At 37.3% G+C, this 16,206-nt stretch carries 13 protein-coding genes; 1 reads left to right on the plus strand and 12 read right to left on the minus strand.

The window, feature by feature from the left end; all coding sequences use genetic code 11:
* Positions 1-5: 5 nt before the first annotated feature.
* Complete coding sequence (locus AC1VU3_RS12230) at positions 6-668, minus strand: hypothetical protein (RefSeq protein ID WP_482983633.1); 663 nt, start codon at positions 666-668, stop codon at positions 6-8.
* Positions 669-860: 192 nt separating this feature from the next.
* Between AC1VU3_RS12230 and AC1VU3_RS12235 the strand changes: the two genes are divergently transcribed.
* Positions 861-1,268: a hypothetical protein gene (locus AC1VU3_RS12235; RefSeq protein ID WP_482983634.1), complete on the plus strand. Its 408-nt coding sequence runs from the start codon at positions 861-863 to the stop codon at positions 1,266-1,268.
* A gap of 142 nt (positions 1,269-1,410) precedes the next feature.
* Here AC1VU3_RS12235 and AC1VU3_RS12240 read toward each other — a convergent pair whose 3' ends face one another.
* The 11 genes from AC1VU3_RS12240 to AC1VU3_RS12290 form a co-directional block, all read right to left on the minus strand.
* Complete coding sequence (locus AC1VU3_RS12240; RefSeq protein ID WP_482983635.1) at positions 1,411-4,002, minus strand: polynucleotide kinase-phosphatase; 2,592 nt, start codon at positions 4,000-4,002, stop codon at positions 1,411-1,413.
* Positions 4,002-5,348: a methyltransferase domain-containing protein gene (locus AC1VU3_RS12245; protein WP_482983636.1), complete on the minus strand. Its 1,347-nt coding sequence runs from the start codon at positions 5,346-5,348 to the stop codon at positions 4,002-4,004. Before AC1VU3_RS12245 ends, AC1VU3_RS12240 begins: the two co-directional genes overlap by 1 nt.
* A gap of 108 nt (positions 5,349-5,456) precedes the next feature.
* Positions 5,457-5,672, minus strand: coding sequence for a small acid-soluble spore protein Tlp (tlp, locus tag AC1VU3_RS12250; RefSeq protein ID WP_482983637.1), 216 nt, complete (start codon positions 5,670-5,672; stop codon positions 5,457-5,459).
* A gap of 105 nt (positions 5,673-5,777) precedes the next feature.
* Entirely contained in the window at positions 5,778-6,626 is an 849-nt protein-coding gene (locus AC1VU3_RS12255) for a methyl-accepting chemotaxis protein (protein ID WP_480388956.1), read from the minus strand.
* A gap of 21 nt (positions 6,627-6,647) precedes the next feature.
* The gene (gene yfmT / locus AC1VU3_RS12260) at positions 6,648-8,102 is read right to left on the minus strand and encodes a benzaldehyde dehydrogenase (RefSeq protein ID WP_482983638.1); all 1,455 of its coding nucleotides are present in this window, start codon (positions 8,100-8,102) and stop codon (positions 6,648-6,650) included.
* Between the two features lie 239 nt (positions 8,103-8,341).
* Positions 8,342-10,945, minus strand: coding sequence for a cation-translocating P-type ATPase (locus AC1VU3_RS12265; RefSeq protein ID WP_480388954.1), 2,604 nt, complete (start codon positions 10,943-10,945; stop codon positions 8,342-8,344).
* Positions 10,946-11,307: 362 nt separating this feature from the next.
* Positions 11,308-11,964 carry a DUF6944 family repetitive protein gene (locus AC1VU3_RS12270; RefSeq protein ID WP_480388953.1) on the minus strand — a complete coding sequence of 219 codons (657 nt, stop codon included), beginning with the start codon at positions 11,962-11,964 and terminating at the stop codon, positions 11,308-11,310.
* Between the two features lie 121 nt (positions 11,965-12,085).
* Complete coding sequence (locus AC1VU3_RS12275; RefSeq protein ID WP_480388952.1) at positions 12,086-12,376, minus strand: DNA-binding protein; 291 nt, start codon at positions 12,374-12,376, stop codon at positions 12,086-12,088.
* Positions 12,377-12,889: 513 nt separating this feature from the next.
* On the minus strand, positions 12,890-13,039 hold the full coding sequence (locus AC1VU3_RS12280) for a YpzG family protein (protein ID WP_480388951.1): 150 nt from the start codon (positions 13,037-13,039) through the stop codon (positions 12,890-12,892).
* Positions 13,040-13,129: 90 nt separating this feature from the next.
* Positions 13,130-15,064 carry a sigma-70 family RNA polymerase sigma factor gene (locus AC1VU3_RS12285; RefSeq protein WP_482983639.1) on the minus strand — a complete coding sequence of 645 codons (1,935 nt, stop codon included), beginning with the start codon at positions 15,062-15,064 and terminating at the stop codon, positions 13,130-13,132.
* Between the two features lie 156 nt (positions 15,065-15,220).
* On the minus strand, positions 15,221-16,072 hold the full coding sequence (locus tag AC1VU3_RS12290) for a DegV family protein (protein ID WP_480388949.1): 852 nt from the start codon (positions 16,070-16,072) through the stop codon (positions 15,221-15,223).
* Positions 16,073-16,206 lie beyond the last annotated feature (134 nt).

Consider the following 16,206-nt stretch of genomic DNA (forward strand, 5'->3'; position numbering starts at 1 on the left):
ATGGGTTAGGATTTTTTACGAAGTCGCTCGTTTCTTCGTATAATCACATTCATCTTTTGGTACCAAGCTCTGCATTCTTCTAGCTTTTCTTCGTATTCTTCCTCTGTAGGTGGGTCCTCTTCGACAAAAATAAATTCAAGTATTGGCGTAGATAAGTCATCCACTGCTATACGCAGGCTAAGTATTGGAGAATCCTCTTCATCCTCTATTTCTTCATACTCTTCATCCAATTCCTTATCCATTTCTTCATCCATCTCTATTTCACCTGAAATAACTCCATCCTTCGGGTGAATAGCTAGAAGCTCTCCGTCCTCAAAAATGGCCACCTCTAATACCTGTGGAAAAGTAAACTTCTTAACTTGAAAAGGCTCATCCTCTTCTTCCTTTTCTGCATAAAAAAATAAATGTAAATTTTCATCTAGCATTAAAGCCTGTAAAGAGTCTCCTGAAACAACACTATGTGTGTGTACAATATCACTAAGCATTTCTTCTTTTTCCCGCTCTACTTCTTCTTTTCTTTTCTTCACTACCTTAAGCCTTTCATAATTTCCCCAAAAGAAAAGAGAGATAGAAACGACAATATAGATTCCCATTATGCCTATCGAATCTATTCTTAAGGACAATAAAAGATAAATAAGGCTCAACGAGTAAATAACGATTGTTTTCATATTATCATTCCACCTATTTTATATGTTCTCTTAAACTATTCGAGAGATTTAAGAGTTATGCTTTTAAGTGGAATGAATAAATTTATTTTAGGTGAGGAAATATCGGAAAATTTCTCCCTGTCTGAATTACACATTACATTCATGCAGACCGTCCGGTTATAATGAAAATATTTAGGGAGAAAGGAGATCGCAATGATTGATTATTTTGAACGTGTCCTACGCTTTACGAATCTAGAAATTTGGGATATTCATATAGAAAAAGTGATTTATCGTGTGTTCATCTTTGATGAACATCGACCTCCTACACAGAAGGATTTTCATGCTGGAAGATATCTTCCAATCTCGGAAGAGGACTTACGAGCAAATTTTGTGAGAATCTCCGTTTACTCGGAAAATCTAGTAAGGGATCAACACATTGAACTATTAAGTGATTTTTCTAAGCAAGCAACAAACCATCTTGCACTAGCTCATTGTGATATTGTGGTTAATTTTTATATCGGACCAATAGATGATGTACTAGAGACATTTTTAAAAGATAAACTTGGTATAGCATATAAACAAATCCCGTTAAACAAACTATGGCATCTAAATCAAGATTAGCACAAAGAAAATCACAAGCTCCGGAGCTGTCCCGACAAGCAGATGGGGGACGAAGAGGAGGTCGACTTTCTTTCTACCTTAAGTGACAACGAGGCTGAACACACCAAAAAACTCGCTCAACTTGAACGAGTTTTCTGTAACCTTATAATCTCGGATCTACCGGATCAGCTTCCATTGCAATCGTAGCAAGCACACACTCATGTACTCTCTCAATAGACTCTTCGTTTACAAAACGATTAATCCCTTCTAACCCTAACGAAAATTCTTTCAAAGCATGCCTTTGTTTCTTGGTGGTGTTTCGATTTTTTAATCTAGCAAGATTATCGGGTAATAAATAATCCATCCCATATATAATGTGTAAATATTTTTTCCCTCTCACCTTTATAGCAGGCTGTACGAGCTTCCCTTTATAGGTTGTAATATAATTTTCCGGCTTAATTACTATTCCTTCATGTCCGTCACTCGTTATGTCAGTCCACCACTTAATCACTTTTTCTTCACTTGCCTCATCATCGATTACCATATATTCTGTCTCTACGAACAAATCTACCAGCGTGGCTAACTCTTTATTCATCTGCATATGCCAAGTATGCGGCTTGTGAAAAAAGGTTTGATTACTATGTGCCAAAATATGAAAAGGCGCTATTTGAATTTTATTTATATCCTCGACATTCCAACAATATTTTTGGAAGACCTCCTTAAAAATATGTGCATTGTCTAGCTTTTCTTCATATTCTTCTAACCAGCCCTTCAAGCTTTCATTTCTAACAACCGCTTTTTTCAGCTTCTCTGTTAAAATTGTTCGGTCCAATATAGCATTCTCCGCCACATGAGCATACTGAATGCTAATTAGTTCCTTTGCTTTCAAGTTCCATGGCATAATTTCTGCATCTATTAGGATGAATTCCGTCTGATGTTTTTCAAAATAGTCACTGACTAACAAAGCTGCGTTTAATCTTTGTAAAATTTCCATTTCAACTTCCGAAGAGAAAAACCGTCTACCAGCTCTTGTATAAATGACGCCAAGTGTTTCTTTTCCGATAGTATGAAGCCCAGCTTGCATATCCTTAAATAGCAGGAGAATCCCACGGCTGCCCATATGCTTTTTTTCAGCAACCATCCGCTCGACACCCATGCTACGATAATAGTCAATGACTTCTCGAGGATGCTCTAGATAATCCTCTAAAACAGAAGGTTTGGGGCTTGGACTCATCGTTGGTGGGATATATACTAGCTCTTCTATAGGAATCGTATAGTGAGATATCGTATCAAGAGCTGGAATCGCATATTCCTTCAGTACTTTAATTTCCCCGTATTCTTCTGTCATCACAGTAAATCCATTTATGAACTTTGCAATATTAGGGGGATTCAGGCGTTTTTGTTTCATTTCAACTAAAGGATTGTCCTTTGCATTCGAGTAATCCATGTGGGCCTTCACTGATGTAAATTCTTTTTCTGGGTAACGGTATGCAGTCAGCTCTCCACCAAACACTACACCTTGGTCAATATTCACCGTATTATTTATCACAAGAGGCTTTAACTTAGGATCGTGACCCCAGACGATCATCAGACTAGTTTGATGATCGGTTGTCCAATCCTTTCGAATCGGTTTCCCGTTAGCATCAAGTCCCGCTGTATCCCCGTATCGACAAAAATCACTGATATCATGTGATTGCTTCCCTATGAATTCGTCTTTGATTCCTGCATGCGTGCATACCAGTGTCGGAACATTGTTTTTCGTTAACACATAATGAGATGGAGCATTTAACAGAAGAGTTTTTAGATGATGCTTCAATTCAGAAGCTTGTTCTCCCCCAACGCTCTCCTCATATCGTTCTAATTCCTCTGCAACCTTTTCATCCCCATGACTCAACGTAACCTTCTTGCCATCTAACCATCTAGCTATTTTCCACCCATGGTTACTATCAATCATGTAGGCTAGCCCCGCTTGAATATGACGCAAAAAGAACTGCACCGTTTCTAATGATTTGGGACCACGGCTCATAATATCGCCAAGGGATAAAAATTTTCTTCCCTTTGGGTGAATATATAAGTTTTCTTCATTCTTTCGATATCCTAGCTTATCGAGAAGCTGAATCATTTCATCATAACAAGCATGGATATCTCCAATAATATCAATCCCATTTGAGACGTCTATATATAATGGATTTTGGCTAATCCTTTTGAGATTTATCTCCTCCTCACGAACTATATAAATCGCTTTATATCCTTCCTTCTTAATAAAACGCTTTTCTCTTTTGAACGTCTGGAACTGCTGTTTGATTCTACGCTTCCCTCTTGGATTCTCACGCATTTCATCTCGTTGCAGCAAAATCTCTTGCTCTACATCAAACATAATAACTGTAATCGGTACATGCTGGCGGCGAGCGATTTCTCTATATCTTTTTCGATCATCAGGATGTAGATGAGTTGCATCGACAAAGGTGACTTTATTTAGTTTAGCTCTCTTTTCAATTACATCATCCATTAACATGAAAGCTTCCTTAGAGATTTGCAAGTATTCATCATAAAGACTATCTGCTTCTTCCTTTGATCGTTGGTTATAGTCAATAAAGTCTTTATCACTAACCAAGACTCTAAAGTCATCTGAACTAACAATCTCAGACTGCAGTATCTGGCTCTCTTGTACCCAGCGCTTCAAAAGCGTGGTTTTTCCGCTATTAGATGGCCCTATCAATAAAACAATTCCACCGTAAGGTATGTTGATATCCATTATTCACACTCCTTTCTCTTAAATAAGCAAAGCTGTGTTGGGTGACCGTATAAGTTATGCTCTTGACCTATTCCTTCAAATGATAATTCATAAGCACCTAGATTTTGTTTTTTACACCATGATTGGAATTCTTCTCGATTCCATTCAAAACGATGATCATCATGTCGATGCTCTGTCTCCATTTCATACACCTGGTTATACTCCCTATTTGGTGTTGTGATAATCAATGCCTTTGGCTGATACTCATTTAATATGGTGCTCATAACCTTCGGAAGGCGCTCCTCGTCAATGTGCTCGATTACCTCACAAAGGACGATAACATCTTTATTTACCAGTCTTTCATCATAATAAAATAAAGAACCCATGATTGCATTTGGAGAAAGGAAATTTTCCATCTCCTTTACTTCCTCAAAACGTTTTAATGCTTTGATTCTCTCCGATTCGGAAGGCTCCACAGCAAGGATTTCCTTCACGCCTGGTACGAAGCCTAAAAGCACAGATAGCTTCCCTTCGCCAGCTCCCAAGTCGACTACCGTTGCTTTATTATCCAAATCATGAATGCATTCAATTATTTTCTGATAACGAAGCTCGTTCAAGCGGACTTTCGGATTTTCTTCCTCTACTGATTTAGAATCATTTAACGATATAAGGTTGTATAGTTCCTGGAAACGAAGCGACTTCCGAAGTATAAATTCTCTAAGCGGATGTTTTTCAAGCCAGCCTTCTCCATACCTCTCGATCTTCTCTACTTCCTTCTCATCAATATAATAGTGCTTGTAGTCATCTAAGACGGGAATTAAGACAAATAACTGCCTTAACCCATCTTGCAATGTGGTGAATCCTTTTATAGAAATGTATCTTGCTGAGCTTTTTTCTCTTAAATTTACCTGATAGTTTGTATTCCCATATGTTATTCCAACCTCGTATCCTAGTGGCTCAAACAAATCTTTTATTTGCTGATCAGAGAGGTTGGAAGCAAGTGGGCCAAAGCCGAATTCTAATGGGAATGAATGTCCTACCCACTGTGCGTATTCCTCTTTTGGTTTCCCATTTAGAGCTGTTCCTATTGCCGAGCGTATGAAAGTGCAAAAAATACTGCTCACCACAAATTCTCTATCATTGATGTAAGAAGTAATATCATAAGCTTGAGAGTTATTTCTTGAAAGCTCAATAGGATCCGGTGTCACAAAAAAAGTTACCTCCACTTCTTCCTCTAAAAACTTGCTAAAAAACATTCTGACCAAATGTCCATTATTGCTTCGCTCATATATATTATTAGGGTTCTTTGCAAGTAGATATGAAATAATTTGCACGTCTTGCCCGGTTGCACGGATTGTCAATTGCATGATACCACCTCCACTGTTCATTGTATTTAAAAAATTGTAACACACCTGATTTATAGAAAAAGGATAAAAAGAAAAGCCTAGAAGCTCGAAAGCCTCTAGGCAATATCCTTACTTATTAAGCTCATCCTTCATTTCTGCCTTTAACGATTCCATCGACTGTTTGCGTCGCTCATTTTTCTCTTCAATCATCTGGCGTTCAGATGGATTGGAAAACTCCATGCTAATTTCTGCCTCATGTAAATTTTCTTCCGTATTTTTGATGATTTTTTTTATTTTTTGAGCGTTATCTGATCTGTCATCTGGATTTGGTTTTCTGTTTGGCATATGAATCCTCCTAAAGATAAGTTTAAAAAGCAACTTTAGTGTGGATTATTTAGAAGGTTCTATGCACAATATAATAAAACCGTGAATCTTGTATCCAGCCCACATTTACTCTTTTCCTTTATCCCCAAAGAGAGATTCTTCTGCTAGCTGTGCTAATTCCTGTGCTTTATAGCTTATTTCTTGGATGGTAGCAGAAAATTCTTGAATAGAGCCAGATTGTGTATCCGTTAAGGTGTTAATCTCTAAGAAGGCTTCATTTAACGTTAATAGAAGACCATGAATATTTTTCGTAATACCGTTGATTTGATTTACATTTTCTTTCGAATTCGTCGCAAGCTTCCGTATTTCATTCGCAACAACGGAGAATCCCTTACCTACATCACCTGCACGTGCAGCCTCGATGGCAGCGTTTAAACCAAGCAGGTTACTCTGCTCAGAAATTCCCTTTACGACTGTAGATATTTCACTAATTTCCTCTGCGCTAGAGCTAACATCCTTCATTTGTCCAGTTACATCTGTTACTTTGTCAGCTAACCGTGTAACCGAGTCACTAATATCTTCAATAGATGCTGCTGTTTGCTCTACAATTGCAGAAAAACTCTCAGCCATTTCAAATAGCTTATTTGCTCTTTCTAAGCTAGTACCGATTCCTACCCCACCTATCACATTTCCTTCCTCATCATGCAAAGGAATCGCACGCGCAATGAGCGGGAACCCAAACAGTTCCTTTGGTAGAATCGCAGATAGCTGACTGTTTGTTCGGATAGCGTTAGTGACAATATCCCCTTCCATCAGCGGATCTCCTGGGGTTACATTTAAAGCAAAGGTTTTTGCAGGAATATTAATAATCAACTTTTCTGTATCATAAATTCCGATAGTAATATCATCTTGAATTAAACTATTTAGAAGTGGAGCAACCTTCACAAACGCATTGATTACTTCATGCTCGGACATAGTGATTCCCCTCGTTTCCTCTTAGTAAGGTAAGATTCTTTTCCCATAGTTCACGGAGATCCACTTTAACGTTGTAAATTCCTCTAAACTCCATTCACCATTTAAGCGTCCCAGACCAGATTGTTTTTCTCCACCAAATGCAACGATTGGCTCGTCATTTATTGTTAAGTCATTTACATGAATCATACCTGTATGAACTTTTTTTGCTAATTCCACTCCGCGCTCAAGATTAGATGTGTGAACAGCACCACTTAAGCCAAAGCGAGTATTGTTCGCAATGTCGATTGCCTCTTCTTCCGTTTCAAAGGGAATAACACAAACGACTGGTCCAAATAACTCGTCCTGTGCAACTGTCATATCTGTCGTCACATCTGCTAGAATTGTTGGCTCAAAAAGTCTTCCCTTAATGTTACCTTTTACAAGAGGTGTCGCACCTTCCTCGATTCCTTTTTCAATTAATGCTGATAGATTTTTCGCTTGTCGATCGTTGATTACTGGACCAATGATTGTCTCTGGATCTGTTGGATCTCCTACTTTTAGAGAAGAAACCTTTTTCGCATATTTCTCTATGAATTCGTTGTAAATAGATTTCTGTACAAGAATTCTGTTTGCCGACATACAGATTTGCCCTTGGTGTGTAAATCTACTGAACGTTGCTGCATTTACTGCATAATCAATATCTGCATCCTCTAATACGATGAATGCACTGTTTCCGCCAAGCTCTAGTAATGGCTTTTTGAAGTTTTTCACTGCCAGCTGTCCAATATAGCTTCCCACTTGTGTAGAGCCAGTGAACGAAATAATTCTTGGAATTGGATGCTCTACAAATGCATCCCCAATTTCTTTGATATCAGTTACCACTACATTTATTAAACCCTTTGGTACTCCTGCTTCTTCGAAGATTTTCCCAATTAGAGTTCCACCCATGATTGGTGTATCCTCATGCGGCTTTAACACTACTCCATTTCCTGCTCCTAAAGCTGGTGCAACAGATTTCATAGAAAGGAAGAATGGGAAGTTAAACGGACTGATGACTCCCACTACTCCTGCTGGAATACGGTAAAGTCTATTCTCCACGTCATCAATGGTAGATGGGAGAATTTTTCCTTCCATTCTTAGCGGGAAGGTTGCAGCTTCTTTGATGATATTTTTGACTAATCCAATTTCAAATGCTGCTTTTAATCTTGTACCGCCTAATTCAGCCATAATAATGGAGACAATTTCTTCCTCATTGTCCTCAATATAGCGAACTGCATTTTCCAGTATGTCACGCTTTTTATAAGGGTTTACCTTATCCCATTCTAACTTGGCTTGTTGAGCTGACTGATAAGCACTGTCTATATCTTGTACATTGGCTAGCTTATATGTATTGATAACTTCATCGTTATATGGATTAATATTTTTTAGTACATTGCTGCTTCCACCATCAACCCATTCTCCACCTATAAACTGTTTATCTAAGTTTGCTATTTTCATGTCTTACCTCCTATATATTTTCTTTCACAATATGAATATCGACACAAGAAAGAATGTTCAAATAATCACAAAGTATCAAAAAAATTTTGTGTTTATAGAGCTATATATGTAAACAAAAAGATATTTATATGATTTTTGTTGTTCAACAAATACTTTATACCCATTTTTTACTACTACACTTTATTTACCCTAGTTAAAAAGTTGGATACGGCTAAGCCACATCCAACTTTGTTTAAAGTCTATTCACTTATTTCTCTTCTTTTTATTAGAACTTTCTCTAGCTGAATGATACCAAAGGATAAGATGGCTAGACCATAAATGACTACTAATTGAGATTGGCTAATTCTCGCTACCTCTAACAGCTCGAAGCTTAACACCACGTTTAACAAAATGAAACCAATCAAAAAGGCACCGATGACAGCAATATTGGAGAAGAGACCTAATTCAAAAACGGATTCTCTCGCTCTACAACTGAATCCATGAAGAAGCCTAGATAAACATAACGTTGCAAAAGCCATGGTGCTAGCTACTAATGCATCTCCACTTTGTAAACCAATTTGAAAGGCAAGAATAGTTACGGCTGCGATAACGAGCCCTTCCCAACCAACTCGTAAAGCAAGCTGCTTGTTGAGTAAGGGTTCATTCATTTTCCTCGGCTTTTCTTTCATTATTTTTTTATTATGCGGTTCTAAGCCAATCGCTATAGCAGGTAAGCTATCTGTTAATAGATTAATAAACAATAAATGTACCGGTGCAAATGGTGCTGGTAATGCAAATAAAGTAGCATAAAGCACCACTAACATCCCCCCTGCATTTCCAGAGAGAAGGAACAAAATAGCATTTTTTATATTTGTATAAATACTTCTACCGTTCGAAACTGCTCGAACAATAGTAGAGAAATTATCATCTGTTAAAATCATGGATGAGGAATCCTTCGCAACTTCAGTACCTGTAATTCCCATAGCGACTCCGACATCAGCTTGCTTCAGCGCTGGTGCATCATTTACACCATCACCTGTCATCGCTACAATATTTCCTTTCTCCTGCCAAGCCCTCACTATTCTAATTTTATGCTCGGGTGTAACTCGTGCGTATACAGAAACACGACCAACAAGCTCCCGTAATTCCTTATCGGATAATCCTTCAATATCCTTTCCTTCTATCGCTTCAGAAGGATCCTTTAATATTCCTATTTGCTCTGCAATTGCCATTGCAGTTATCTTATGATCACCTGTAATCATCACTGGTCGAATTCCTGCTTGAATACAATCTTCTACTGCTTGCTTTGTCTCTTCTTTAGGTGGATCTATCATCGCAATCAGACCTATAAAGGTTAAATCCTTCTCATCTTCCTCGCTTATTTCACCGTCTCTAACTTCCTTATATGAAAGTGCTAACACTCGTAATCCTTTACTTGATAATTCGTCATTCACTCGATTAATATGATTGCGTTGCTGCTGACTTATGAAAGCTACTCCTTGTCCAGTCTCCAGTTTATCTATACGAGGGAGTAATACATCAACTGCTCCTTTGGTAATCATCAAATAACGATGACCGATCTTATTTACAGTACTCATTAGTTTTCGGGTAGAATCAAAAGGGACTTCCTTTACTCTTGGAAATGTTCCTCTTACCTGTTCCTCGTCCATTCCAGATTTTCTTCCCCAATTTACTAATGCAAGCTCAGTCGGACTTCCAATCTCCTTATCTCCGTTTTTGATGGAGTTATTACAGAGTAATGACATATGCATAAATGTCTTTTGCAGTTCATTACCAAGCTTCCAGTCCTCTTGAGAAATAACAGCCTCATTAAGGAATATTTTTTGGACAGTCATTTTATTTTGCGTAAGTGTTCCGGTTTTGTCAGAACAAATCACAGAAATACTTCCTAGGCTTTCCACCGCATGAAGCTTACGAACAATTGCATTCTCTTCTGCCATCTTTTGTGTACCAAAAGCAAGAACGATGGTTACGATAGAGCTTAAGGCCTCTGGAATAGCAGCGACGGCTAAGGATACCGCAAACATAAAAGAATCTCCAAGCTCTCTGCCACGGATTATATCTAAGATGAATATAAACGCACAAATAAGGATGATTCCAATCGCCAACTTTTTCCCGAAATCATCAAGACTTAACTGAAGAGGAGTCTTCTTTTCTTGGGCAGTTTCTAATAGATTTGCAATTTTCCCTATTTCCGTTTTCATCCCTATGGAGGTTACAATAGCTCGTCCACGCCCACTTGTCACAAAGCTACCTGAGAATACTTTGTTTTTCTGGTCACCAAGAGAGTGAATCTTTTCCCCCTTCATATCCGTGATCTTATCTACTGCATCAGATTCACCTGTTAAATGACTTTCATTTACTTGCAAGCCATGAGACTCTATGAGAACACCGTCTGCACTCACAAAGTCACCAGTATCTAATTGAAGAATATCTCCTACTACTACCTCTCTAGCAGGAATTTCCTTCATGACTCCCTCCCTAATTACCTTCGCAACAGGTGCAGCCATCGCTTTTAGACTATTTAATGATTTTTCTGCCTTCATAAACTGTACTGTCCCTAAGACTGCATTTAAGAGAATGACAATTAGAATGACAAAGGAGCTCATAATCTCCCCTAAAAAGGTTGAAATAACCGCTGCTACAATTAAAATGATGACTAAAAAATCATTAAATTGCTCTAGAAAAATCTGCCCAACACTTTTCTTGTTTCCATCCTGAAGCTCGTTAAATCCGTCTTTCCGCTGTCTTTCTCTTACCTCATCCTCTGTCAACCCTCTAGGCTTCGCATCTAGTTCTTTCTTTATTGCTTGTACATGTTGTTTGTGTTTAGTAGCATTCATTAGTAATCCTCCATTATCGAGAGTTTAGAGAGATATTCGTAGTGTTCTAACTCTTTTGGCTAGGAAATTAATATTTATTCCTTCTAGTAATCTCACACCCTTCCATGCAAATCTCTTTTTCCATACAATTAAGATATGTGAATGAGAGATTCAATATTCCAGAGAAAAAAAGGGCCCGCCTCAAAATCATTTGAAGACAGACCACTTACGACGAGCCATGGGAATATGAAACTTATCATAGAATCAAGACAATATAAAAAGAGAGTGTTATTTTAGTAACTCAATTAATAATAATACTTCTCCCTAAAGACTTTTAAAAAGGCAAGTCCTCCGCAAAAACAATAATTTAAATCTATGCATTTTTAGTATTCATAGTCACCTGCAATAGCTGAAATTACAGCCCCAACTGCTTGCACCCAAGAACCTACTGCATTCATCGTTACTCCTTCTTCCGTGTCAGTGTTCGAAAATACCTGTATCGTATTCCCTATTACTTGAATAATATTGCCGATATTATCCATAACTTCCGGAAAGGATAGATTTGGCTGCAGATTAAGGGATATGCCTGCACCTAATATTTGCAGAAGATTTCCCTGTGTACCTAAAACCTGGCTCGATTGCTCGTTCTCATCCAATATAGAAGCTATAACAGTTATATTTCCTGCAGCCTGTATCAGATCCCCTACTACATCGAGCAATAGGTCTTGATTTTCTGCTACTAGAGCGCTTCCACTCGCCTGTAATGTATTTCCAACTAAGCGAAAACCATTTAACGTTGATTGAGAAAAAATAGAAGATGGAGTATTTCCAATAGCAGCGATAATGGTACCAACAGCCTCCATCCACCCTCCTGCGATAGCAGCGATTCTTGAATTTCCGGAGCTGGTAAATGATGTCGTACTATTTGGAGTTACACTGAACATTAAATTATCCCAGTTTGGCATAGAACTCCCTTCTGTACGATCATTGTTTTGGTTTGTCGGGTTATCATTTCTTGTATTTGGATCTCGGTTATTCATATTCGTCACCTACTATCTATCGCATATAGTAGTATATGAATGGATAACCACCGCATTTAGACTTTCTGTTTTTATGACAATAAAAAAGCATGAATCCTACTAAGAGAATTCATACTTTGTTTCATTTATTTAAAGCAAGTAACCACTCTCGCAATTTTGCCTTTGGATAGTAAACATGGTTATTTATCAAAATATGTGGGATGTCTGGGTGCTCTTCAATCAGTTTTGCTGCATCCTCCTTGGATATCCCCATAAAATAATGGACATCGCTTTGCCTGATGAGCTCATGGGCATCGTATTCCTCTCCCTCCTCTAGGATGCTTTTATGATTTTTTGAGCCCTTTAAGCCCTCACCTATAAAATATCCGGCTAAAGCAATCCCAATCGCTAGCCAAAAAAAGTCTAAATCCATGTTTCTCTCTCCCTTCATTTTATATACCATCACTGTTTCTATATGAAAATAAGAATCTATAAAAATCTTCCTTTTTAGTAACTGCAAGAAATGGGTTATTGGAATTCTATACAGCCCAACTTAAGATAATCAAAAGTTTACTAATAAAAATAAAAAAATAATATTCCTTAATTCTATAGACTTTTATGACAATTTATAAGAATATTATTATATCGAAATAGTTAAAGTAGATAAAAAGGACGGTACATTAATGAAAAAACAAAAAAGCGATGTTGGAGTAATTCTTTATACATTATTTTTGATTATCACTTTCCCAATCTGGATTCTAGGCTATGTAATGAAACATTCAAAGTAAGAACAGGATCTTAATCTTTTACTTTCGCTTTATTATATAAGAATGGAATTCGTCACTGCTAACAATAGAATACCACACAAATTGTAGAACCTTTAACTAATTGATACCTCCATAAAAGTCTAAGCTTTTATGGAGGTATGATTCACTTAAGACAATAGTTAAAACTGTTTAGCTTTCGCAGCAATTCTTAGTAACTGGTTATGAAGAGTTACCTCTGTTTCCCCATTTACTTGAGATTTTTGATGCTTCGACCGTGTCCAGTTATGGTGGATTTTCTGAGATTTCGGATCTAAATCCATCTTGCTCATTCGTTCCGCCTCCTATGGTTCAAAGTGAACTCTTGATTAATATGTACAGCTTTTCATTACTTATTCCATTAAAAACAAAAAAATTCGTTTTTAAAATTGATAAGTAATTAATTCACCTGTAATAGCATTGATACCTACAATCCTTCTCTTAGACTCAGCATGACAAACCATATATTTTAATTCTTCAAAGGGCTCTTCAGCTTCATAATTAACAGACCAAGTTAAGCAGGCGTCGATTTTTCCAAAGGCTTGTTGTAGCTCCTCTATTGGTAAAACAGGTTGATTACAGTCGGCTTCCAAGCATTCGATTGGTATAGCTGGTCCATTACACATATCATTAAGACCCGTTGTTCGGTTCACCGATATGTAAAAGCTCTCTCCTTCTATTGGCATTCCACTCCTATCATGTAATGGAAATCTAAAAAATGCTCTATTTGAATTATTAAAGGATGGCTCTTCTACCTGTAAGTGTACATATGGCAAGAATTTCGCAAAATACGTTGCGATAAAAGCACATGCCACTTGCTTACATTGCTCATAGCTTAGCTGGAGATTGCCCTCTCGCCTCTTAAACCAAACGAACTCCTTTAGCCGCTTCGTTTCTTTATCCATTTTAAGCTTTACTGTATTTTCTGTTTGATTGCGAAAGAATCCTTCAAACGAGCGGTCTGAAGTGTCATTTTCTTCTTCATCCCCCCATACCTGCCAATATTCATTGTCCGTTTCCTGTTCACGTTTTAACACCATCAAATCAGGAATACCTACTATCTCTTTAATAGATTTAGACATTTTCATTGGTTGGACATTGGAAATAGGAATTGTTGTCACTTCAGCATCATATTCATCTTCGAGGTAGTTTGGCTTGCCAGTATTAGCATTAAATAGCTGGGAAAGCGAACTGTTTGTATATATTTTGAATACCGCTGATTTCTCCACGTTATATGTATCCTTCGATAAATAGTAAGACTTCAATTGCCATGTTTCTTTTTTTACAATCTGGTCCAGAACTTTATTCTTTTCTATAAAGGTATCAGGCATACTTGGAGGTGTTTTCGTGTAGCCTTTGTAATAAAAGGATATCACTTCACCATTATCACTCACCTCAATACTTGTTTGAAATTTTCCTAACAGAATCCCACCAACTAGCTGCCCGTAAAAAAATAGGGTACTTTCTTTCTTTTCAATAAAGGAGGTTAGCTTTAAATAGGAAAGAGCCTCTGGGTGCTGAGCTATCAGAAATTGTTCAGCAATATTTTGTTGATCTTGAAAGCTTACTTTTCCTTCTTGTTTGTTTGAAGGAATCTTATTTAATACTATTAATCGACCATTTGAATCCAAAGTCACCGAAGCTCCGTCATCCAGATTGTTGTTTGCCCATATATAAGTAGCTCTATCTGACTGATAATCCTCCACTACTAATTCTAGATGCTTTGGAACCTCTACAAAGCTGATTGCTAACTTGGACAAATCTTCCTTTAGCATACTTGCCATCTCCTTACTCGTTATCGAGAGATTTAGTTTTTGCTGTAGCTGTTGCTTTAGCTCTCTCCGTCCTCTGAATAAATATGTCTTTACAGTATTCTTTGGTTTATCAAGCATAGATGAAATTTCCCTAATCGAAAAGTCATAAAAATAGTGCAAAACGATTGCCGTACGGTACTCATCTTTTAAGGAGGACAAAGCTTCATATAAGGAGTCAAATGAAGATAGGTCTGGTCTTGCTGTTACCACTGCATTATTCCTTAGCTTAACTTCAATTCCTAATGATCGTTCTCGCTTTTTAAAGAAAGCATAGCTCTCATGTATTAGAATTCTAAATAACCAGGTAGAAAAATAATGAGGCTGTCGCAGCTGATGAACAGATTCAAATGCCTTAATTATTGATTCTTGTACAATATCCTCAGCATCTGTACGGTTTCCTGTTAGCTTAAAAGCTTTTGCCAAGAGTCGTGGCTTCTCTAGCTGTAATAGCTGATCAAATGCATCTATATCACCTTGTATCGCCTTTGTAATAAGCTGCTCCATTTTCTCCCCTCCTTCTACATACTTAGAGTATCATTTGCCATGAAAAGGTTTCAAAATTTCACTATTTTTTATTAGCAAAGCAAAAGGAAAAAACGTATTCCTGACTACAGGAACACGTTCTTTTTCTATTTAAATCCTAGCTGTACTGTACAACTTTTAATATTCTATTCCTGCTATTCCGAACCCACCAGGACCAGCATGGGTAGAAATCATTGCGCCAGCTTGCATCCATCGTATGTTTTCGAAACCACTCTTCTTAGCCATTTCCTCTATTTTTCTCTTAATTTGTTCATCTAGTCCGATAGAATAAATTAGATACAGTTGGTTTCTATTAATATCGTATTGGTCTAAATAATCTTGCAAAAGTTTTTCAGCAACCACACTCATATTTCCTCGATATTTTTTAGTAGAAACTAATTTTCCTTCCTTTAATTCGATACAAGGCTTTATTTTTAACAATGCCCCTCCGATATAAGCAATATTGCTTACCCGACCACCGGCTTTAAGGAAATCCAAACTCCCTGGGATAAAAGCAAGCCTCGTTTTTGGAACAATAGCTTCTATTTTTTCTATTAAATGAACGTGATCAATAGAAGGTTCTTCTTCCAAGATAGAGGCTGCATACAACACAACGGCAGCTAAACCTCCCGTAACATTTAATGTATCAATAAGATAGATGTCGTCAAAGTCCTCTGCTGCAATTACGGCGCTTTGAAAGGATGCAGAAGCTTTAGAAGTATATCCAATATGAATAATAATACTTTCGGGAAACTCCGCTCTAATACTAGAAAATAACTCCTGGTATTCATGCACATTAGTTGCAGTGGTTGATGGGATTTTCTTCGTGCGACTATGATAATCAAAAACTTCCTCTACAGAAACCTCTCCATCTAAATAATCCTTCCCATTCATTACAACATGCATTGGTACAACTTTTATTTGATGTTTTTCCATTAGGTCTTTCGGTAAATCTGCTCCACTCTCTGTAGACAAAATAATTTTTTTCATCGTTCATCCCTTTCTAATAGTGAGCCTTTATCGCGTACTATTCTGTTATTTATTCTTAATATACACGAAAGAGAGAGAATATCCATTATAATAGTAAGATAATTTTTACAAATAGGGATCATACAGCATATAAC

The organism is Psychrobacillus sp. Z16_25, from assembly GCF_056856695.1.

What these genes read in the sequence shown, in the direction of transcription:
- AC1VU3_RS12235 (WP_482983634.1), top strand. Translation starts at nt 861, where the DNA reads ATGATTGATTATTTTGAACGTGTCCTACGCTTTACGAATCTAGAAATT.
- AC1VU3_RS12245 (WP_482983636.1), bottom strand. Translation starts at nt 5,348, where the DNA reads ATGCAATTGACAATCCGTGCAACCGGGCAAGACGTGCAAATTATTTCA.
- AC1VU3_RS12270 (WP_480388953.1), bottom strand. Translation starts at nt 11,964, where the DNA reads ATGAATAACCGAGATCCAAATACAAGAAATGATAACCCGACAAACCAA.
- AC1VU3_RS12265 (WP_480388954.1), bottom strand. Translation starts at nt 10,945, where the DNA reads ATGAATGCTACTAAACACAAACAACATGTACAAGCAATAAAGAAAGAA.
- yfmT (WP_482983638.1), bottom strand. Translation starts at nt 8,102, where the DNA reads ATGAAAATAGCAAACTTAGATAAACAGTTTATAGGTGGAGAATGGGTT.
- tlp (WP_482983637.1), bottom strand. Translation starts at nt 5,672, where the DNA reads ATGCCAAACAGAAAACCAAATCCAGATGACAGATCAGATAACGCTCAA.
- AC1VU3_RS12240 (WP_482983635.1), bottom strand. Translation starts at nt 4,002, where the DNA reads ATGGATATCAACATACCTTACGGTGGAATTGTTTTATTGATAGGGCCA.
- AC1VU3_RS12290 (WP_480388949.1), bottom strand. Translation starts at nt 16,072, where the DNA reads ATGAAAAAAATTATTTTGTCTACAGAGAGTGGAGCAGATTTACCGAAA.
- AC1VU3_RS12275 (WP_480388952.1), bottom strand. Translation starts at nt 12,376, where the DNA reads ATGGATTTAGACTTTTTTTGGCTAGCGATTGGGATTGCTTTAGCCGGA.
- AC1VU3_RS12230 (WP_482983633.1), bottom strand. Translation starts at nt 668, where the DNA reads ATGAAAACAATCGTTATTTACTCGTTGAGCCTTATTTATCTTTTATTG.
- AC1VU3_RS12255 (WP_480388956.1), bottom strand. Translation starts at nt 6,626, where the DNA reads ATGTCCGAGCATGAAGTAATCAATGCGTTTGTGAAGGTTGCTCCACTT.
- AC1VU3_RS12280 (WP_480388951.1), bottom strand. Translation starts at nt 13,039, where the DNA reads ATGAGCAAGATGGATTTAGATCCGAAATCTCAGAAAATCCACCATAAC.
- AC1VU3_RS12285 (WP_482983639.1), bottom strand. Translation starts at nt 15,064, where the DNA reads ATGGAGCAGCTTATTACAAAGGCGATACAAGGTGATATAGATGCATTT.